The sequence below is a fragment of the Actinomadura sp. NPDC047616 genome (genome assembly GCF_040642915.1).
Lineage (GTDB): Bacteria > Actinomycetota > Actinomycetes > Streptosporangiales > Streptosporangiaceae > Spirillospora > Spirillospora miaoliensis.
Genome location: NZ_JBEYTB010000026.1, coordinates 41,150 through 58,571, shown reverse-complemented (window position 1 = coordinate 58,571; position 17,422 = coordinate 41,150). Strand labels below are relative to the sequence as shown.

Here is a 17,422-nt window from a genome sequence, read left to right as displayed (position 1 = left end):
GATTCCGGTCAGCGCAGGATGAGATTCACCTGACGAATCGGGGTGAACAGCCCGTTAATGGCGCTGTTTCCGTCGTTTTTGCGCGGGATGCAGGACGCGGTCGAGGCGCACGGCGACGTAGCCGAGGACGGACAGGCCCAGCACGGCCCCCAGCTCCCCGGCGGTCAGCGGCTCGGTGCCGAGAAGGTCGCGCAGCGGCGGCAGGTAGAGCCCGGCCAGTTGCAGCGCCAGGGCGGACGCGACGGCGACGAGCAGCATCGGGTTGCTGCCGGAGCCCGGCCGGGAGCGGGAGCCGATCGCGACCGCGAGCTGCGTGGCGCCGAGGGCGAGGAACGCCATGCTCTGCCAGGGGTGTCCGGTGTGGTGCGCCCAGACGGCCACCCCCAGGGTGACGGCGGTGAGGACGATCGCGATGCGCAGCACGCGCTGCCACAGCCCGGCGCCCACGATGCTCTCCGAGGGCGGGCGCGGCGGCCGGTCCATGGCACCGCGTTCCACCGGCTCGCCGCCCAGGGCGACGCCCGGCAGCCCGTGGGTGAGCAGGTTGATCCACAGGATCTGCGCGGGCAGCAGCGGCAGCGCCGGCCCGAAGGCGGGGCCGAGCAGCATGACGGCGATCTCGGCGGCCCCGCCGGACAGGGCGTAGACGAGGAAGCGCCGGATGTTGCCGTAGACGCGGCGGCCCTCCTCCGTCGCGGCGACCACGGTGCCCAGGTCGTCGTCGGCCAGCACCAGGTCGGCGGCCTGGCGGGCGACCTCGGTGCCGCGCCGGCCCATGGCCACGCCGATGTCGGAGCGGCGCAGCGCCGGCCCGTCGTTGACCCCGTCCCCGGTCATCGCGACCACCTCGCCGCGCTCGCGCATGGCCTGGATGATGTCCAGCTTCTGCGCGGGGGTGGCGCGGGCGAAGACCGCCGTGCCGGGGTCGTCGGCCGCGTGCGGGACGCGGCAGTCGGCGACCGGGTCGTCCGGGCCGATGACGCCCAGCTCGGCGGCGACGGCGCGGGCGGTGCCGGGATGGTCGCCGGTGATGAGGACCGGCCGGATCCCCGCGCGGCGGCAGGCGGCGATGGTCGCGGCCGCCGCCGTCCGGGGCGGGTCGACGATCGCGACCAGGCCGAGCAGGCGCAGGCCCCGCTCCAGGGGCTCGCCGGGGCCGGGGGCGGACGGCCGGGTGGCCGCGGCGACCGCGAGCACGCGGAAACCGTCGCGGGCCAGCTCGTCGGCGCGGGCGGAGGCCCCGGCCACCAGCTCCGGGTCGTCCGTCAGCACCGCGGCGCCGAGCATCGTCTCCGGCGCCCCCTTGCAGACGACGCGGAACCGACCGTCGGGCAGCCGGTGCACGGTGGTCATGCGCTTGCGGTCGCTGTCGAAGGGCCGTTCGTCCTGGCGCGGAAAGCGTTCGTGCAGGTCGCGGCGGTCGATGCCGAGTTTGGCGGCCGCGGCGAGCAGGGCGGCCTCGGTCGGGTCGCCCAGCGCCGTCCACTCTCCGTCGGCGTCCCCGGGAGGGGACAGCCGCGCGTCGTTGCACAGCACCGCGGCCGTCAGCAGTTCGGTCATCCCGTACGGGTCGGGGCCGTCGAGCGCGCGGCCGCCGACGTCGATCCGGCCCTCCGGGGCGTATCCGGAGCCGGTGACGGTGGCCTCCGCGGCCGGCGTCCACAGGCGGCGCGCGACCATCCGGCCCTCGGTGAGCGTGCCGGTCTTGTCGGTGGCGAGCACCGTGACCGACCCCAGCGTCTCGACCGCCGACAGCCCCCGGATCAGGGCGTGCCGCGCGGCCATCCGGCGGGCGCCCAGCGCCAGGCCGAGCGTGACCACGGCCGGCAGCGATTCGGGGACGGCCGCCACCACCAGGCTGATCGCGGTGATCACCATCAGCTCGACCGGCTGCCCCCGCACCAGCCCGAGCGCCAGCACGACCGCGCACAGGAAGACCGCGACACCGGCCAGCATCCGGCCGACGCCGGCCAGGCGCCGCTGCAACGGTGTCAGGCCGGCGCCGCCGCCCAGCATCGCCGCGATCCGCCCCGTCGTGCTCGCCGCCCCCGTCGCGGTGACGACGGCGCGCCCGCGGCCCTTGACCACCACCGTGCCCGCCGACACCGACGCGTCCTCGGGGACGGCGGCGCCGTCGCGCGCGGCCGTCGCCGTCTTGAGCACCGGGACCGACTCCCCGGTCAGGGCGGACTCGTCCACCAGCAGCGCCGCCGCCTCCACGACCGCGGCGTCGGCCGGGACGATGTCGCCCTCGGCCAGCACGAGCAGGTCGCCCACGACGACGTCGGCGGCGGGGATCTGCAGCTGCGTCCCGTCCCGGACCACCCGCGCGGCCGGTGCGGTCAGATCGGACAGCGCGCTGATCGCGCGGTCGGCGCGGATCTCCTGGCTGACCCCGACCGCGGTGTTCACGACGATCACCAGGAGGATCACCGCCATGTCGGTCCAGTCGCCGGTGGCCAGGGTCAGCGCGGCCGCCGCCAGCAGCACCAGGATCAGCGGGTCCCGCAGCTGGGACAGGACCCGCCGCCACGCGGGCACCGGTGGACGCAACGGCAGGACGTTCGGCCCGTCACGCCGCAGCCGAAGCGCCGCGTCCGCCGACGACAGGCCCTCCGCAAGGGGCGTCGATGTGTCCTCGCGCTGCGTCACAGGTCTCCCACCATCCCGCCGAACCATGGCCGCGCGACGGCGCGGCCAGGCTCCCAGTCTTGGCGGGGCCCTGCCGCGCGGACAGGGACGAAGGTCCCGCCGCGCGGGGCGACGGGACCTTCGGACCGGGCGGCCGTGACGGCGCTCCGTCGGCGGGGCCCGGCGGGTGTCGGCGGGTCAGCCCCGGCCGAGTCGCCTGAGTGCCCGCTGGAAGGCGCGCATGTGCTTGGCCTCGTCCGCCGCGTTGTGCCGGAACCGCGCGGCGGCCTTGGCGTCGCCCGCGGCCTTGGCGCGCCGGGCGAACCTCGGGTACATGGTGCGGGACTCGTACCGCTCCCCGGCGATGGCCCTGGCCAGGTTGGCCCGCGTCGCGCGGACGAGCCCGTACAGCCGGGCCTCGCCGGCGAAGTGCTCGCGCAGTTCCATGGCGGCGGCGCCCCGGAACAGGCGGGCCACGGCCCGGTTCCGGGCGTGCTCGGCGAACCACATGTACTTGGCGTGCGCCAAGGCCTCGCCGTGCATGGCCGTGTCCAGGTTGCGCATGGTGCGCCGCGCGCGGACCTTCGGCGGGCCCGCCTGCACCCGCTCCGGCGTGACCTTCGCCGGCGCGGGGACCTTCCCGCGCCCGGTCTGCAGGAAGCGCAGCGCGGCCCTGAACCTGCGCAGGTGCCCGCCCTCGTCGCGGGCGATCTCGGTGAACAGCGCGGCCGCCGCGCGGTCACCGTCGGCCCTGGCCTGCCGGGCGAACCGGGGGTACATCGTCCGGTGCTCGTAGCTCTCACCGGCGATGGCGTTGCGCAGGTTCGCGGCGTCGCCCCTGGCCAGCCTGCTGAGCATGGCCTCCTCCCTGAAATGCTCGGCCAGCTCCACGCGGGCGGTGCGGTCGAACAGGCGGGCCGTGGACCGCAGGCCCTCCCGCCGGGCCTGCGCGGCGAACAGGCGGTAGGAGGCGTAGGCGAACGCCTCGCCCCGCATCGAGGTGTTGAGATCGGCGAGGGTCCGCGGTTTCGGAACGCGCCCGGTGGTCCGGGCGGTCGGACCGTCCGCCAACGGTGCGGCCAGCGCGCCGCCGGGGGGAGCGCAGAGCGTGAGGGTGGCCGCACCGGTCGCCAGTACCCGCGTCGTCAACAGCCGCATGGACGACCTCCTCGTGGATGGGCACGCGGTGCCCGCGTTCGGTCAACGGCCGCTTACCCAGCGAGTCGGTCGATGGCAGTACATTATGGGCGAAATCGGTACAAGCTTGGCGCCCTCCTTGGCTGCCCGGCCGCGTCGTCTGCCGGGGCAGGCCGTCTCCCGGGCGGGGATCTACAGGAGGATCACGACGGCGGCCAGGTTCTGATGGAGCAGGGCGTGGTGCAGGCCGAGCGCCTCCTCGGTGTCACGGAGACCGCCACGGTTCCGGCTCGGTGACCGGCCCCGGCAGCCGGCTGTGCCGGAGGAGCCGGGTCAGGTCGTCGCCGGTGACCATGCCGACCAGCCGCCCGCCCTCGGCCACGACGGCGACCAGCTCGCGAGCGACGGGCGGCCGCTTGAGCAGCGGGAACACCGGATCGTCGGGCTCGACGACGTGGTCGGGCTCGAGCGGCACGGCGATCTCCCGCAGGGGGACGTCGGTGGCCTGCGGCGGCACGCGGCCGAGCAGGTCGAGGGTGACGACTCCGGTCGGGCGGCCGTCGAAGTCCACGACCGGGAACACCGTCTGCCGGGACCGCCGCGCCACCTCGGCGACGAACGCGCCGACCGTCGACCACGAGGCGCCGTGGTCGGGATCGGCCGTCATCACGTCGCGGACGCGCAGCCCGGCCACCGCGGTCCGCAGCGCGCCGACGCGCTCCTCGGCGGCGGCGGCACCGGCGATGAACCACCCCACCAGCGCCACCCACAGCCCGTCCAGCCGCCGGTACAGCAGCACCTCGGCGCATCCGAACGCGATGAGGACGTAGCCGAGGACCGTCCCGGTGCGCGTGGCGATCCGCGTGGACCTCGCCCGGTCGCCGTTGAACCGCCACAGCAGCGCGTGCAGGATCCGCCCCCCGTCCAGCGGGGCGCCGGGCAGCAGGTTGAACACGGCCAGGATCCCGTTGATCAGGGCGAGCCAGGTCAGCGGCGCGATGACCAGAGCGGGCCCGCCGAGGGCGGAGACGCCGTGGGCGGCCAGCAGGAACACCCCGCCGATCAGCGCGCTGACCAGCGGCCCGACACCGGTGATCCGCAGTTCCGCGCCGGGGGACGGGACGTCGTCGGCCAGTTCCGCCAGGCCGCCGAGCATCCACAGCGTCAGCGACCTGACCCGCACCCCGTTCCGGCGCGCCACCAGCGCGTGCGCGACCTCGTGGGCGCACAGGGACGCCAGGAACAGCAGCGCGGTCGGCACCGCGACCGCCCAGTACAGCCCGGCCGCCCGGCCGGGCGCGCCCGCGGGGAGCACGGCCCCGGCGAGCCCGCCGACGATCAGCGCCAGGACCGCCAGCACCGACCAGTGCACCCCCACGGGGATCCCGGCGATGCTCCCGAGTTTGACCGTCTGCTTCATGCCGATCTCCGTTCGGCCCCGGACGCCGCCGCCCCCTCAAGGCCACCACCGGACGCGGCCGGCCGACATGGACGAACGTCCCCACCGGCCCGGACTTTCGCCGCGACCGGCCGGGCGGACCTTGGGGACGTCGGTACCGGGTCTTTGTCCCCGCTGGTGGATCGGTGCCCGATGCCCGGGTAAGTCCTGCCTGCCGCCCCGAGCAGCGCAGGCGCTCATGGCGGAGGCGTGACCGGTGGCCGCTGCGGCCGTGCGCCGAAGGTGGACGGGGATGGGACTGCCAGGTGATGAGCGTGCCGTGCTGCGGCGGATCGACGCGGACCTGGAGCGCGACGATCCGGACCTGGCCCGGCGGCTGAGGACCTTCTCCCGCACGGACGGGGACGCCGCCGAGACGGCCGTGTCGTGGCGCCCGCCGCGGGTCGCGGTGGCCGTGGCGGCGTCGGTCGCCGCGGTGGCGGTGTTCCTGGTCGCCGCGGTGGTCCTGGCCACACGCCATCCCTGCTCGCCGCCCACCGGCGCGGCCACCGCGGACGAGCGCGCGCACGGGCACAGGTCCGCCGCCCTCTCCGGGGCGAGGCCGTGTTGACCGCGCGTCCCGCCGGCCGCCGTGCCGTCCCCGCGCCGCCGGGCCGCCCAACGGACGAGCGAGGCACCCTGTGACCGACGTACGGAACCCGCCCGAGACCACGCCGCCGGCCGCGCCCGCGCCCACCCTGCGCGGCAGGGTGGTGGACTGGCTGACCACCACCGACCACAAGAAGGTCGGCTACCTGTACCTGGTCGCCTCGTTCTCCTTCTTCCTGGTGGCCGGGCTGCTGGCGCTGCTGATCCGCGCGGAGCTGGTCCATCCCGGCCTGCAGGTGGTGCGGCCCGAACGGTACAACGAGCTGTTCACCCTGCACGGCACGATCATGATGTTCCTGTTCGCCACCCCGCTGTTCGCCGGGTTCGCCAACGTGATCATGCCGTTGCAGATCGGCGCGCCGGACGTGGCGTTCCCGCGGCTGAACGCGCTGAGCTTCTGGCTGTTCCTGTCCGGCGGCCTGATCGTCCTCGGCGGGTACCTGACCGGCATGGGCCCGGCCAAGTTCGGCTGGTACGCCTACGCCCCGCTGACCCTGGACACCTACTCCCCGGAGATCGGCGGCGACCTGTGGGTGCTGGGCCTGATCATGTCGGGGGTCGGCACGATCCTGGGCGCGGTCAACTTCATCACGACCGTGGTCGGGATGCGCGCGCCGGGCATGACCATGTTCCGGATGCCGATCTTCACCTGGAACGTGCTGTTCACCTCGATCCTGGTGCTCCTGGCGTTCCCCGTGCTGGCGGCCGCGCTGGCCGCGCTGTGGGCCGACCGCAGGCTGGGCACGCACATCTACGACCCGGCGACCGGCGGCGCGCTGCTGTGGCAGCACCTGTTCTGGTTCTTCGGGCACCCGGAGGTCTACATCGTCGCGCTGCCGTTCTTCGGGATCATCACCGAGGTCATCCCGGTGTTCGCGCGCAAGCCCCTGTTCGGCTACGTCGGCATGGTGTTCGCCAGCATCGGGATCACCGGCCTGTCGATGGCGGTGTGGGCGCACCACATGTTCGTCACCGGGCTGGTGCTGCTGCCGTTCTTCTCGTTCATGACCTTCCTCATCGCCGTCCCCACCGGGATCAAGTTCTTCAACTGGACCGGCACGCTGTGGCGCGGGCAACTGGAGTTCAAGTCGCCGATGCTGTGGGCGATCGGTTTCCTGGTCACCTTCCTGTTCGGCGGCCTGACCGGCGTCATCCTCGGGTCGCCGCCGCTGGACTTCCAGGCGAACGACTCCTACTTCGTGGTGGCGCACTTCCACTACGTGCTGTTCGGCACCGTGGTGTTCGCGATGTTCGCCGGGTTCGCCTTCTGGTGGCCCAAGATGACCGGCAGGATGCTGGACGAACGGCTGTCGAAGATCCAGTTCTGGATGCTGTTCGTCGGCTTCCACACGACCTTCCTCGTCCAGCACTGGCTCGGAGTCGGGGGCATGCCGCGCCGCTATCCCGACTACGCCGCCGAGTTCACCACCCTCAACCTGGTCTCCTCGGCCGGGGCGGCGCTGCTGGGGCTGTCCATCCTGCCGTTCCTCTACAACGTCTGGCACACCGCCCGCAAGGCACCGCGCGTGGAGACCGACGACCCGTGGGGCTACGGCAACTCGCTGGAATGGGCCACCTCCTGCCCGGTTCCGCGGCACAACTTCAAGGCCATCCCCGCCATCCGCTCCGAACGCCCGGCCTTCGACCTGCACCACCCCCATTCCGACCTCGCAGCACGATCCGCAAGCGAGCCCACCACCCCGTGACCATCGAGGCCGGCGCCCCGCCGAGTCGCCCGGCCCACACGCCGAGTCGGCAATCCCTGGAGCGAAAGGGGAAAGGCGCCACGGGCGGCGTGATACCGGACGCTCTCGGCTTAAGAGCGGGTGCGGCGATGACACCAATCCTGGACGGAGCCTGATAAACGGCTCTCAAGGTGCTTTTGCTTTGCCAATAATTTGCGTCCGGGGACGTTTGTCATGGTTGGCCTGTCGTGCCTGCCCGTAGCCCTCCATGCAGGTCAGCGGCCTCTGCTGGGGGGTGGCGGAGTCCGGGTGACGGTCGCGGGTGAGAGGCCGACGGGTGGTGTGCGACAGGTTTATGGGGGCCTTCTTCGGATAGACCGAAAATGCCCTGCATCTCCGATTCGAGGAGGGGCCATGACACATGAGAGAGAGCCCGGTCGACGGGGCGTGCCGGTCGGCGAACGTCGGGGGCCGGAGGAGTTCCCCGAAGAGCACGCCGTCTGGGAGGACCGCACCCGCATCTTCCTGCAGCCGGTGGCGGCCCCCTCCATCCTGGGGTTGTTCGGCCTCGCCACCGCGCTCATGATGGTGGGGGCCTGGATGGCGGGCTGGTACGGCACCGGCGTGTCGCCCGTGCTGCTGTCCCCGTTCGTGTTCATGTTCAGCGGGCTCGCGCAGTTCCTCGCCGGAATGTGGTCCTACCGGGCGCGCGACGGCCTCGCCACCGCCGTGCACGGCACGTGGGGCTCGTTCTGGCTGGCGTTCGGCCTGCTGTACCTGCTCACCGGCGTAGGCGCGTTCCCGGTGGTGCTGACGCCGGTGGTCGGCGTGTCCAATCCCAGCTTCGGGTTCTGGTTCGTGGCCCTCTGCGTGATCACCGGGTTGACCGCGCTCGCGGCGCTCGGCCGGAACATGGGAATGGCGGCGCTGCTGATCGTGCTGTCGGTGGGCGCCGGGTTCACCGCGGCCGGCTTCTGGTCCGGGGCCGTGTGGCCGGTCCGCATCGGCGGATGGCTGTTCGTGATCTCCTCCGTCATCGCCCTGTACGCGGCGGCCGCCATGCTGATGGAGGACACCTTCGGCAGGACGATCCTCCCGCTGGGCAAGTACCGCGCCGCGGCCAACATCCCCGGCCGCCGGGCCCACCGGCCGCTGGAGTACCCGTACGGCCAGCCGGGAGTCAGGATCGGGCAGTGATCCGGCCGTCGGACGAAGCGGGGGCCCTCGCCACCGGCCGACCCTCGGCGCCGCGGGCGCCGGTCGGGCCCCGGGACGAGGCTCCCGCCGGCCGGTCCTGACGTGACCCCCGCCCGCCGGCCCCGCGGGCGGCCGAACGCCAAGCCGGGGTCAAACGCTCCTCTATTCGTGCCATACCCTTGGGTTTTGTCCCGAGCACGGCATCTGATGGAGGAGCGATGTCAATCGCGGCACGGTACTGGCGGCGGATGGTCCGCGCCTACCATCTCGCCTGCGCCCGCGACGACGCCGCGGCGCACGGCGTCTCGGCCCCGAGCGGGGTGTGGGTCTGCCACGTCTGCGAGCTGCCCGTGCTGAGAATGACCACGCTGGTGCGGCACGTGCGCGCCGAGCACGTCCTCTGACAGCGGCGATCCTGGGGGCCGGTCAGTTCGGCCCCTGCGCCGGAGGCCAGGGATCTCCCCAGTCGGTCTTGCGGGCGGCCCGGTAGACCTCGCCCTGACGCTTGGAGACCGTGGCCTCCAGCAGCCCGTCCGCCTCCGTGCACAGCCGCAGGGACACCATGCCCTTGCGTTGGACGGGGCGCCGCACGACCCGGCCGGCGGCCCGTGACCGGTCGCCCCTCGCCGCCGCGACGTAGGAGAACTTCTCGTCCTCGAACCCCAGGGTGCCGACCTTGATCCTGCGGTGCAGGGCCGTCCTGTTCAGGCGCTCGGCGAAATGGCACCAGTCCTCGCCCCGGGGGATGGGGCAGGCGCGGTCGTGCGGGCACGGCGCCACCACCGACAGGCCCAGTTCGACGAGCAGGTCGCGGGCCTCGATGACCCGTTCGTACCCCGCGGGGGTGCCCGGCTCGACCAGGACGACCATCTCGCTGTCGGCCGCCAGCGAGCGCACCGCGTCCGCGCGCACACCCGGCGGGAGCTCGCCCAGCACGTACGTCATGGTGACCAGGTCGGCGGCGGGCTTGCGCACCGGCCCGGCGATCACCGTCCGCCGCCAGCGTGCGTCCCGCACCGCAGGGGAGTCCGACCGCTCGGCCAGCCGCCGGCCGAAGGCGATCGCCTCGGGCGCCTGCTCCAGCACGGTGGTCTCCTCGATGGACGGCCACACCTCGGCCGCGGCCCAGACCGCCGCCCCGGTGCCCGCGCCGACGTCCACGTGCGTCCGGGGGGAGAAACCGGGCATCAGCTCCGCGCTGCGCTCCAGCGCGGCGACCACCGCGGCGTAGGTGGCGGGCATCCGGTAGGCGGCGTACGCGGCCACGTCGGTCGCGGAGCCGAGCACCATCCGCTCGGCGGGGTCGAACCCGTCGCGGTACTGGTGCATGAGTTTCTGGACCGACCTGCTCAGAGTTCCCGAGTCGGCCCTGCTCAGAGCCTCGTCCAGGGCGGCGCTGAGGTCGCCGGGCAGCTCGGCCATGCGCGTGATGATGCCAGTCGCCCGGCGGCGTTGTCGAACCGCTCCAGAGCCGCGTTCCACCGGAAATCCGGCCCTCCGGGGCGGAGGGCCGGATCGTCACGGCGAATCCCGGACGGTCACCCGGCGCCGGCCGCCGCGGCGAGCGCGGTGAGCGGCCTGCGCGGGGGACGGGCGCTTGTCGGTGGACTGACGCTTGGTCTGTGCACGGTGAACCTCCAGTGGGAGCGGCACCGGCGCCCGCGCCGCGGACGCCGGTGACCGCGATGTGCCACCAAGCGGGAAAGCGCTTTCCAAGCTCTGTCGCCCTTGTACCCCGGCCTGCGGGCGGCGTCAACCCCCGCGTCTCCGGCTCCGGTCGGCGCCGGAGGCCCCCGTCCTGGTGACGACCGGCGCCGCCGCGTCGGCGCGCCGCCGTGAAAGAACCGTGAAAGAGCGGGCTCTCGGCGGTGCCGCGCTCAGGTGGCCTGGCACGGCGCGGAGACGAGCGCGTCCCGCGAGACGCAGGGGGTGGCGCCCGCCTGCTGGAGGATCTTCCGCGCCGAGTCGCTCGCGAGGAACGTGAGGAACGCCGAGGCGGGGCTGTTGTTCGGGGGCGGCCCATGGGTGTAGAAGACCTCGGGCGCGACGAACGGGTAGCGGTTCGCCGCGGCGGAGGCGGCGTCGGCCTTCCGGCCATCCAGGGCGAGGATCCGCACGTTCGGGTAGCGGCGGGTGTTCGCGGCGACGTGCAGCTCGGCGTAGCCGATCGCGCCGGGGAGCTGGTTGACGGTGTCGAGCACCTGGCCCTGGCTGCTGCGCTCGCAGCGGATCACACGGGCGGCGGCGCGGATCTCGTCCTTGCGCCGGCAGTCCCTGGACGACAGCTCCGGCTCCGGTTCCCGGAGCACCTGCTCCTCGAAGATCGTCCGGGTGCCCGAGCCCTCGGTCCTGCTGACCATCCGGATCGGCACGTCGGCGCCGCCCCGGAACCGCTTCCAGCCGGCCGGGCCGCCGTCGCGGGTGTAGATGGACCGCAGGTCCTGCACCGACAGGCCGGTCACGTTCGTGTCCTTGTGGACGACGACGGCGAAGGCGACCAGCGCGACGGGGAAGCCGCGGAACCCCCGCATCCGGATCTCGTCGGAGCCGGGTTTGAGGTGCCCGTCGTGCATGGCGATCGTCGAGGCCGCGTTCGCGGGGGTCAGCGCGCGCACCCCCTCGTTGGAGCCGATGGACTCCACCTCGATGTTCGCGTCCTCGCACAGGGCCTCGTAGCCCCGGCGGATCGCGTCGGCCGTCTGCTCGAAGGCGGTGGACCCGACCAGGTGCAGCGTGCCGCTGAAGCAGATGGAACGATCCGCCGTGCCGCCGCCCGCGCCCATCGCCCGGCCCGCCCCGACGCCGCCCGCGAACAGCAGCGCGGCGACGGCCGCCGACAGCGACCGCCGCTCGCGGGGATCCCACCACCTCCGGTCGCGCCGCGTGTCCGCGGCCGGCGGGGGAAGCGGGGGAGGTGGGGGATCGCGCCGGCTCTCGGCCGCCGCCAGGCGGGCGCGCAGGTCCTGCGCCTCGGCCTCGGCGGCGGTGAGCCGGCGCCGCAGCTCGGCCGCCTCGGCGCGGGCGCGGGCCAGGTCGTCCGGCGGTGCGACGTGCCGGAGCCGCTCGTAGGCCTCGACCCAGCGCGCGACCTCCGCCTCGGGCAGCCCGCACGCCATCGCGAAGTAGCCGACCCGGACACGTTCCCGGTCACTGGTGGTGCGCCAGCGGTCCTTCTGCAGCATCGCGCTGATCGTGGCGTCGGGCAGCGTGCCCCACGAGCGTTTCTCGATCTCCGACTGCCGGGGCGAGCCCGCCCACTCCCGCAACTGCGCCAGCAGCCGGTAGAACTCGCGGATGTCGCCGGCCGTCGCCGGATCGGGCAGGCCGCGGGCGGTGCCGAACGTCGGCAGGGTCCACGGTTCGAACGTCACGGGATGCCGCGAGGTCAGCCGCCGCCACGGGATCCTCGGCCGGTGGCTCTCGACGAGCTTGGCGGGTTTGCCGTTCCGGTTGCGCTCGAACGCGGCGCGGAGGTCGTCGCCCCGCTCCTCCCACAGGGCCTGCTCGGCCGCCGCCCACCGGTCGCGCACCGCCGCCACGTCGCCGCCTTCGACGCCCGCCGCGGCCAGGCACGCGCTGACGACCTCCCACGACATCAGCTCGCCGTCCCCGGCCAGCACCGCCCGGACCGTCACCTCCAGCAGCCCCGTGCGCCGCGCCAGCGCGGCGGGGTCGGTTCCGTCCAGACGGACGACCAGATCACGGGTGAAGTCCGCCTTCCGGTCGAGATAGGAGTCCACCGCCCGCTCCGTCCATCTCCCGCATCGCCCCGCACAGGCGCCCCCCACGGGGCGGCCCTCCATGATGCGGTTCGGGCCGGAGCGAGATCAGCGAGTTGTCCGGAAGTTCGTGTTCTCGTCCCCCTCCGTACGATCGCCGGCCCCGTCCAGGACGTTTCCGGGAGGCGCGGCGGAATTCCTGGAAGCGACCAGGAACCCCCGGAATCCACCAGGACATGGGCGAATCGATCATCCGGCCGGGTGGTCCGCCACGCTGAGGTCATGAGCCGAGGACGCAGCCACCGCTCCGTTTCGTACGCCGACCTGGCGATCGCCCGATTCCGGAACTGGCCGCTGAAGGCATGCCGCGCCGACTGCCCGCCCGGCCGCGCGCTGGCCCTGCCGGGCCTGCAGATCGTCCACTTCCACCACGGGGACCTGGCGGAAGTATTCCTCACCCAGCGGGTCGTCCGCCGTCTCACCGCGACCCTCACCACCTCCGGCCGCGTCGACCTGTCCCCGGACGGCGGCTGGGTCCAGGTGCACCTCGACACCGACGGCGACCTGTTCCTCCTGGAGTCCCTCGTCAGCCTGGCCATCCAGGCCAACGACCCCGTCGTCCGCCCGCTCCGCCACACGTCCCCGGGCTGCCCCCACACGACCTCCGGCCCCCGGCGCGCAGAGGCCGCGACGGCCGGCCCTCATCCTCAACGGCTCGCGCTCGGCCTCCTGACCTCTTCCGGGCGCACAGCTCGGCATGCCGGGCGACGGCAACCTGACCAGGGCTAACGCCTTTACACCCCCGAGCTTCGGGGAAGAGCCCTCCTCGGGGTCACGGCGACGTTGCGGGCCGTGGACGTTTCGTGCGCACGGGGATGGGCGACTTGGCTATCGGGCATGCGGCGGGGGGCCTGCCGGGGCCGCGTCGGGACGTGTCACCTGCGGTTCGATGATCGCGGTCGTGTGCGCGTTGCTCGCGGCGGCGAGCAACGCGCTGGCGTCGGTGTTGCAGCGCCGCGCCGCGCGTTGCGCCCCGGAGGAGTTCGCCTTCCGTCCCGCCCTGCTGTGGAGCCTGATCCGCCGGCCGGTGTGGCTGGCGGGCATCGCGGCGCTCATCGCCGGGTTCCTTCTGCAGGCGCTGGCACTGTCGAACGGCGGCCTGGCCCTGGTGCAGCCGCTGCTGGTGGCGGAGCTGCCGTTCACCATGATCCTGCTGGCCCGGATGTCGCGGATCCGCCTGGACCGGCGCACGTGGGTGGCGGTGGCGGCGATGACGGCCGGGCTGGCCGGGTTCCTGGCGGCGGCGTCGCCCACGCCGGGACGTCACATGCCGGGGACGCTGGACTGGGTGCTGGCCGCGATCGTGACGGTCGGGGCGATCGTGGCGGTGGTCGCGCTGTCCAGGCTGCTGTCCGGCACGTTGCGGGCGGCCGTGCTCGGCGCCAGCGCCGGAACCGGGTTCGCCTTCACCGCGACGTTCATGAAGGCCACCACCAACCTGGCCGACCAGGGGATGGTCGTCCTGCTGACGTCGTGGGAGCCGTACGCGATGGTCGGGGCCGGGGTCGGCAGCGTCTACCTGCTGCAGAACGCCCTGCAGAGCGGCACCCTGGTCGCCGCCCAGCCGGCGTTGACGATCACCGATCCGGTGGCCAGCGTGGTGTACGGCGTCACGATGTTCGGCGAGGGCGTCCGGTCGGGCCCGTGGGTGATCATCGAGGTGGCCGGGTTCGCGCTGATCCTGTTCGGCAGCGTGCGGCTCAGCCAGTCCCGCCCCATCCGCATGCAGGCGGAGACCGAGACCGCCTGAAATCAGCCCGGCCCCTGACGCCGGACCGTCCCGCCCGAGACTGGCAGCGGGCGGTCAGACGGGTTCGCGGCTCGCGGCGGCGATGACGCGGTTGAGCGTGCGGTTGAGGTCCTGGAGTTCCTCCAGGCTCATGCCGAGGCGTTCCATGATGGTGGCGGGGATCTTCTCCGCCCGTTCCCGCAGGGCCTGCCCGGCGGGCGTGACGGTGACGGCCAGCAGCCGCTCGTCCCTGCTGTCGCGCTGGCGGCGGATGAGATCCGCGCTCTCCAGGCGTTTCAACAGGGGAGACAGCGTCCCCGGATCGAGCTGCAGCAGGCGGCTGAGCTCCTTGACCGACAGCCGGCCGTGCTCCCACAGCGCCAGCATCACCAGGTACTGCGGGTGCGTCAGCCCCATCGGCTCCAGGATGGGCCGGTAGTGGGCCAGCACGGTGCGCGAGGCCACCACCAGGGCGAAGCACACCTGGTTCTCCAGGGCGAGCGGGTCGGGAATGTTGCTCAGATCACCTGCCACGGGTCCTCCGTTGCCGGGCGGCTCGGGTTATAAAGATTATACGGCAATGATTGGTGCACCAACTATTAGGGCGGCAATGGAGGACGCGTGTTCCGCAGGGAACCACTGGAGGAGCGCATCGCCCGGCGTCAGGCGGAGCTGCCGCCGCGCACGGGCCGGCGCAGCCAGTTCGACCAGCCCGCCGCCAAGGTCCTGCTGATCCTGCTGGCGGCCGTGACCATCGCCGCCCACGTCATCGGCGGCGTCCTGCTCGCCGTCTGGGCGCACTGAGGAGGCCCTCATGCGACGACCGTCCTTCCTGCCGTCCCTCGACCAGCTGGAGCAGCAGGCGCTGGACCGCTCCGCCCAGCGCTCCCGGCCCGGCTCCCAGTTCGACCACCCCACGGCCAGGAACGTGCTCATCGCCGGACTGATCCTGACCGTCCTCGCCCACGTCGTCGGCGGCATCCTGTTCGCGGTCGTCTTCTGAGCCCCGGCCGTTCTGAGCCCGCCCGCCCCGCCCGGGCGGATCAGCGCGGGCGCAGCCGGGCGAAGGCCGCCGCGGCCGCTCCGGCCAGAGCCGCCGCGGCCGCCCAGGCGACGGAGGGAGCGGCCTCGGTCTCACCGGGGACGCCCGTGGTGGCGGCGGCGGTCAGCAGCAGGGCCGCCGTGCCGGCCGCGGCCCCGATCTGCGCGCTGGTGTTGACGATCCCGGACGCCGTCGCACGGGGCCCTTCCGGCACGCCCGTCGCCAGCGACGTCGTCGCCACCGAGGACAGCCCCAGGCCGAGACCGACGACCGAGAGTCCCCCGGTGAGCAGCGTTGACGACGCCGGTTCCAGGAGCGGCACCGCGAGCCCGGCCCCGATCAGGCCGAGGCCCGTCGCGGCGACCCGCTCGCCGGGACGGCGCGCCAGGAGCCGTGCCGCCGCGGCCGAGCCCGCGATGACCAGCGCGCAGTACGGGAGGAACGCCGCCGCCGCCTGCAACGGCGTCCGGCCGAGCGCGCCCTGCAGGTACAGGGTGATCAGTGTCGCCGCGCCGGTGGTGGTGGCGGTGTTGAAGAAGGCTCCGACGGTGCCGCGCAGGACCTGGGGACGTCCGAGCAGCGAGCCCGGCAGCAGCGGTTCGGACGACCGGGAGTCGGCGACCGAGAACACGCCGAGGACTCCCGCCGCCACGGCCAGCAGGAGGGCGCCCGCCGGCCGGTGCGGTGGTTCGCCCAGGAGCGTGGCGCCCACCACCGCGAGCATGACCCCGGCGGTGAGCAGCACGGTGCCCGTCACGTTCAACGCCCTGGCGTCGCCGGGGCGGGGGACCGGCGGGACGAGGGCGACGACCACCACGGCCAGTACGCCCGCCATGCCCGCCAGGCCCCAGAAGATGAGCCGCCAGCCGCCGGTCTCCGCGACCGTCCCGCCGACGACGAAGCCGGAGGCGCCGGCCGCCGCCCCGGCGGCGCTCCACGCGGCGACCGCGTGGGCCCGCGCCCGGCCGTCGCGGGTGACCGAGGTCAGCATGCGCAGGGCGGACGGGACGGCGGTGGCGGCGCCGGCGCCCTGCACGCAGCGGGCCGCCGCCAGCACGAGCGACGAGGCGGCCGTCGCGGCGAACACCGAGCCCGCGGCGAACACCGCCAGGCTGCCGAGGACGCACCGGCGGTAGCCGATGCGGTCGCTCAGCCGCGCGCCGAACATCAGCAGCCCGCCGAAGAACATGGCGTAGCCGGTGGCCACCAGCGTGCCGCCGGAGGGCGCCGCGCCGACGTCGGCCAGCATGCGCGGCAGCACCGTCAGGACGACGGTGACGCCCATGACGTCGACGAACTGGACGAGGCACAGCGCGGCGACGGCCCCGCGCACCCTTGCCGCCGATGGTGCGTCGGGTTCCGGCATGCGCTGTCTCCTCGGCTGGGACGGGCGATCTCCCGGCAGGGCTTCCCCCGGCCGGACGGTCCAAGCACGTCCCTGGTCTTCCACGCGCGATCGCGACGCGTCGCCCCTGCGGGCCACGGCATCGGCTTCCTGGTGACATGCTGGAGGCGGGCGGGCGTCCCGATGGACGAGGTGCCGGCCGGCGGCGGCGTGGGCGGCCGGTGAGCGACCGCCCGGCGGCCACGTGTTGTTGGTGGGAGGTTTCAGTGGCGAGGTCTGGAAAGATCATCAGGTTCGATGACGCCCGCGGCTACGGGTTCATCGCGCCCGACGGCGGTGGCGAGGACGTCTTCGTCCATGCCAACGAGCTGCTCGAGGACAAGGCCCTGTTCACCCCGGGCACCGCGGTGACCTTCGAGGTCACCGAAGGCGACCGGGGACTGAAGGCGTTCGCCGTGCAGACCGTCGAACGTCCGGCGCCGGTCCGTGTGCCGGCCATGCCGTTCGGCGGGTCCCGCGAGCACGACGCGGACGACGACGTGTGCGACGTGCTGTCCATCGCCGAGATCACGCAGGAGATCACCGAGGCGCTTCTGGCCGGCGCGTCCACGCTGACCGGCCAGCAGATCCTGCAGGTGCGCCGTGTCATGACCGAGCTGGCGGTCAAGCACGGCTGGGTGGAGGGCTGAGCTTCCTTCCACGCGGGGCCGGGCCCTTCGGGCGACTGCGGGTGCCCGGCCGCTTTCTCCTGTCCGCGTGCGGGCCGAATTCGCGAGCCCATTCCGCGGGGCCATTCCGCGGGTCCCATTCCAGGGGCCGATTGCGGCGGC

The 17,422-nt window shown here is 73.6% G+C and carries 16 protein-coding genes; 9 read left to right on the top strand and 7 right to left on the bottom strand.

The window, feature by feature from the left end; genetic code table 11:
• Positions 1 to 54: 54 nt before the first annotated feature.
• The 3 genes from ABZ801_RS39370 to ABZ801_RS39360 form a co-directional block, all read right to left on the bottom strand.
• Positions 55 to 2,652, bottom strand: a complete 2,598-nt coding sequence (locus ABZ801_RS39370; protein WP_360708482.1) for a cation-transporting P-type ATPase — start codon at positions 2,650 to 2,652, stop codon at positions 55 to 57.
• Between the two features lie 177 nt (positions 2,653 to 2,829).
• The gene (locus ABZ801_RS39365) at positions 2,830 to 3,789 is read right to left on the bottom strand and encodes a ferritin family protein (RefSeq protein WP_360708479.1); all 960 of its coding nucleotides are present in this window, start codon (positions 3,787 to 3,789) and stop codon (positions 2,830 to 2,832) included.
• A 244-nt stretch (positions 3,790 to 4,033) separates the two neighbouring features.
• Positions 4,034 to 5,188: a site-2 protease family protein gene (locus ABZ801_RS39360; RefSeq protein ID WP_360708477.1), complete on the bottom strand. Its 1,155-nt coding sequence runs from the start codon at positions 5,186 to 5,188 to the stop codon at positions 4,034 to 4,036.
• A gap of 271 nt (positions 5,189 to 5,459) precedes the next feature.
• Here ABZ801_RS39360 and ABZ801_RS39355 point away from each other — a divergent pair, with 271 nt between their 5' ends.
• The 4 genes from ABZ801_RS39355 to ABZ801_RS39340 all read left to right on the top strand — a co-directional run bounded on the left by ABZ801_RS39355 (position 5,460) and on the right by ABZ801_RS39340 (position 9,101).
• Entirely contained in the window at positions 5,460 to 5,777 is a 318-nt protein-coding gene (locus ABZ801_RS39355) for a DUF3040 domain-containing protein (RefSeq protein WP_360708475.1), read from the top strand.
• Positions 5,778 to 5,847: 70 nt separating this feature from the next.
• Complete coding sequence (ctaD, locus tag ABZ801_RS39350) at positions 5,848 to 7,521, top strand: cytochrome c oxidase subunit I (protein WP_360708473.1); 1,674 nt, start codon at positions 5,848 to 5,850, stop codon at positions 7,519 to 7,521.
• Between the two features lie 393 nt (positions 7,522 to 7,914).
• Positions 7,915 to 8,697: a GPR1/FUN34/YaaH family transporter gene (locus ABZ801_RS39345; protein ID WP_360708470.1), complete on the top strand. Its 783-nt coding sequence runs from the start codon at positions 7,915 to 7,917 to the stop codon at positions 8,695 to 8,697.
• A gap of 218 nt (positions 8,698 to 8,915) precedes the next feature.
• The gene (locus tag ABZ801_RS39340; RefSeq protein ID WP_344948904.1) at positions 8,916 to 9,101 is read left to right on the top strand and encodes a hypothetical protein; all 186 of its coding nucleotides are present in this window, start codon (positions 8,916 to 8,918) and stop codon (positions 9,099 to 9,101) included.
• 22 nt (positions 9,102 to 9,123) lie between these two features.
• On the opposite strand, the gene ABZ801_RS39335 is transcribed toward ABZ801_RS39340, so the two are convergent.
• Both ABZ801_RS39335 and ABZ801_RS39330 read right to left on the bottom strand, forming a co-directional pair.
• A complete protein-coding gene (locus ABZ801_RS39335) occupies positions 9,124 to 10,119 on the bottom strand; it encodes a small ribosomal subunit Rsm22 family protein (protein ID WP_360708467.1) in 996 nt (331 codons plus the stop codon).
• Between the two features lie 455 nt (positions 10,120 to 10,574).
• Positions 10,575 to 12,437 (bottom strand): substrate-binding domain-containing protein, encoded by a 1,863-nt coding sequence (locus ABZ801_RS39330; RefSeq protein WP_360708465.1) that lies wholly within the window; start codon positions 12,435 to 12,437, stop codon positions 10,575 to 10,577.
• Positions 12,438 to 12,698: 261 nt separating this feature from the next.
• Between ABZ801_RS39330 and ABZ801_RS39325 the strand changes: the two genes are divergently transcribed.
• Both ABZ801_RS39325 and ABZ801_RS39320 read left to right on the top strand, forming a co-directional pair.
• Positions 12,699 to 13,205 carry a luciferase family protein gene (locus tag ABZ801_RS39325; RefSeq protein WP_360708463.1) on the top strand — a complete coding sequence of 169 codons (507 nt, stop codon included), beginning with the start codon at positions 12,699 to 12,701 and terminating at the stop codon, positions 13,203 to 13,205.
• A gap of 160 nt (positions 13,206 to 13,365) precedes the next feature.
• Positions 13,366 to 14,226, top strand: a complete 861-nt coding sequence (locus tag ABZ801_RS39320) for a DMT family transporter (RefSeq protein WP_360708460.1) — start codon at positions 13,366 to 13,368, stop codon at positions 14,224 to 14,226.
• 54 nt (positions 14,227 to 14,280) lie between these two features.
• Here the strand turns inward: ABZ801_RS39320 and ABZ801_RS39315 are convergent, their stop codons facing one another.
• Positions 14,281 to 14,739, bottom strand: a complete 459-nt coding sequence (locus tag ABZ801_RS39315; protein WP_360708457.1) for a MarR family transcriptional regulator — start codon at positions 14,737 to 14,739, stop codon at positions 14,281 to 14,283.
• A gap of 87 nt (positions 14,740 to 14,826) precedes the next feature.
• On the opposite strand from ABZ801_RS39315, the gene ABZ801_RS39310 reads away from it, so the two are divergent.
• Together ABZ801_RS39310 and ABZ801_RS39305 are read left to right on the top strand one after the other, a co-directional pair.
• Positions 14,827 to 15,009: a hypothetical protein gene (locus ABZ801_RS39310; protein WP_344948922.1), complete on the top strand. Its 183-nt coding sequence runs from the start codon at positions 14,827 to 14,829 to the stop codon at positions 15,007 to 15,009.
• Positions 15,010 to 15,019: 10 nt separating this feature from the next.
• Positions 15,020 to 15,208 (top strand): hypothetical protein, encoded by a 189-nt coding sequence (locus ABZ801_RS39305; RefSeq protein ID WP_344948923.1) that lies wholly within the window; start codon positions 15,020 to 15,022, stop codon positions 15,206 to 15,208.
• Between the two features lie 40 nt (positions 15,209 to 15,248).
• Here the strand turns inward: ABZ801_RS39305 and ABZ801_RS39300 are convergent, their stop codons facing one another.
• The gene (locus ABZ801_RS39300; RefSeq protein WP_360708452.1) at positions 15,249 to 16,613 is read right to left on the bottom strand and encodes an MFS transporter; all 1,365 of its coding nucleotides are present in this window, start codon (positions 16,611 to 16,613) and stop codon (positions 15,249 to 15,251) included.
• 245 nt (positions 16,614 to 16,858) lie between these two features.
• Between ABZ801_RS39300 and ABZ801_RS39295 the strand changes: the two genes are divergently transcribed.
• A complete protein-coding gene (locus ABZ801_RS39295; RefSeq protein WP_344948927.1) occupies positions 16,859 to 17,281 on the top strand; it encodes a cold shock domain-containing protein in 423 nt (140 codons plus the stop codon).
• Positions 17,282 to 17,422: the final 141 nt, after the last annotated feature.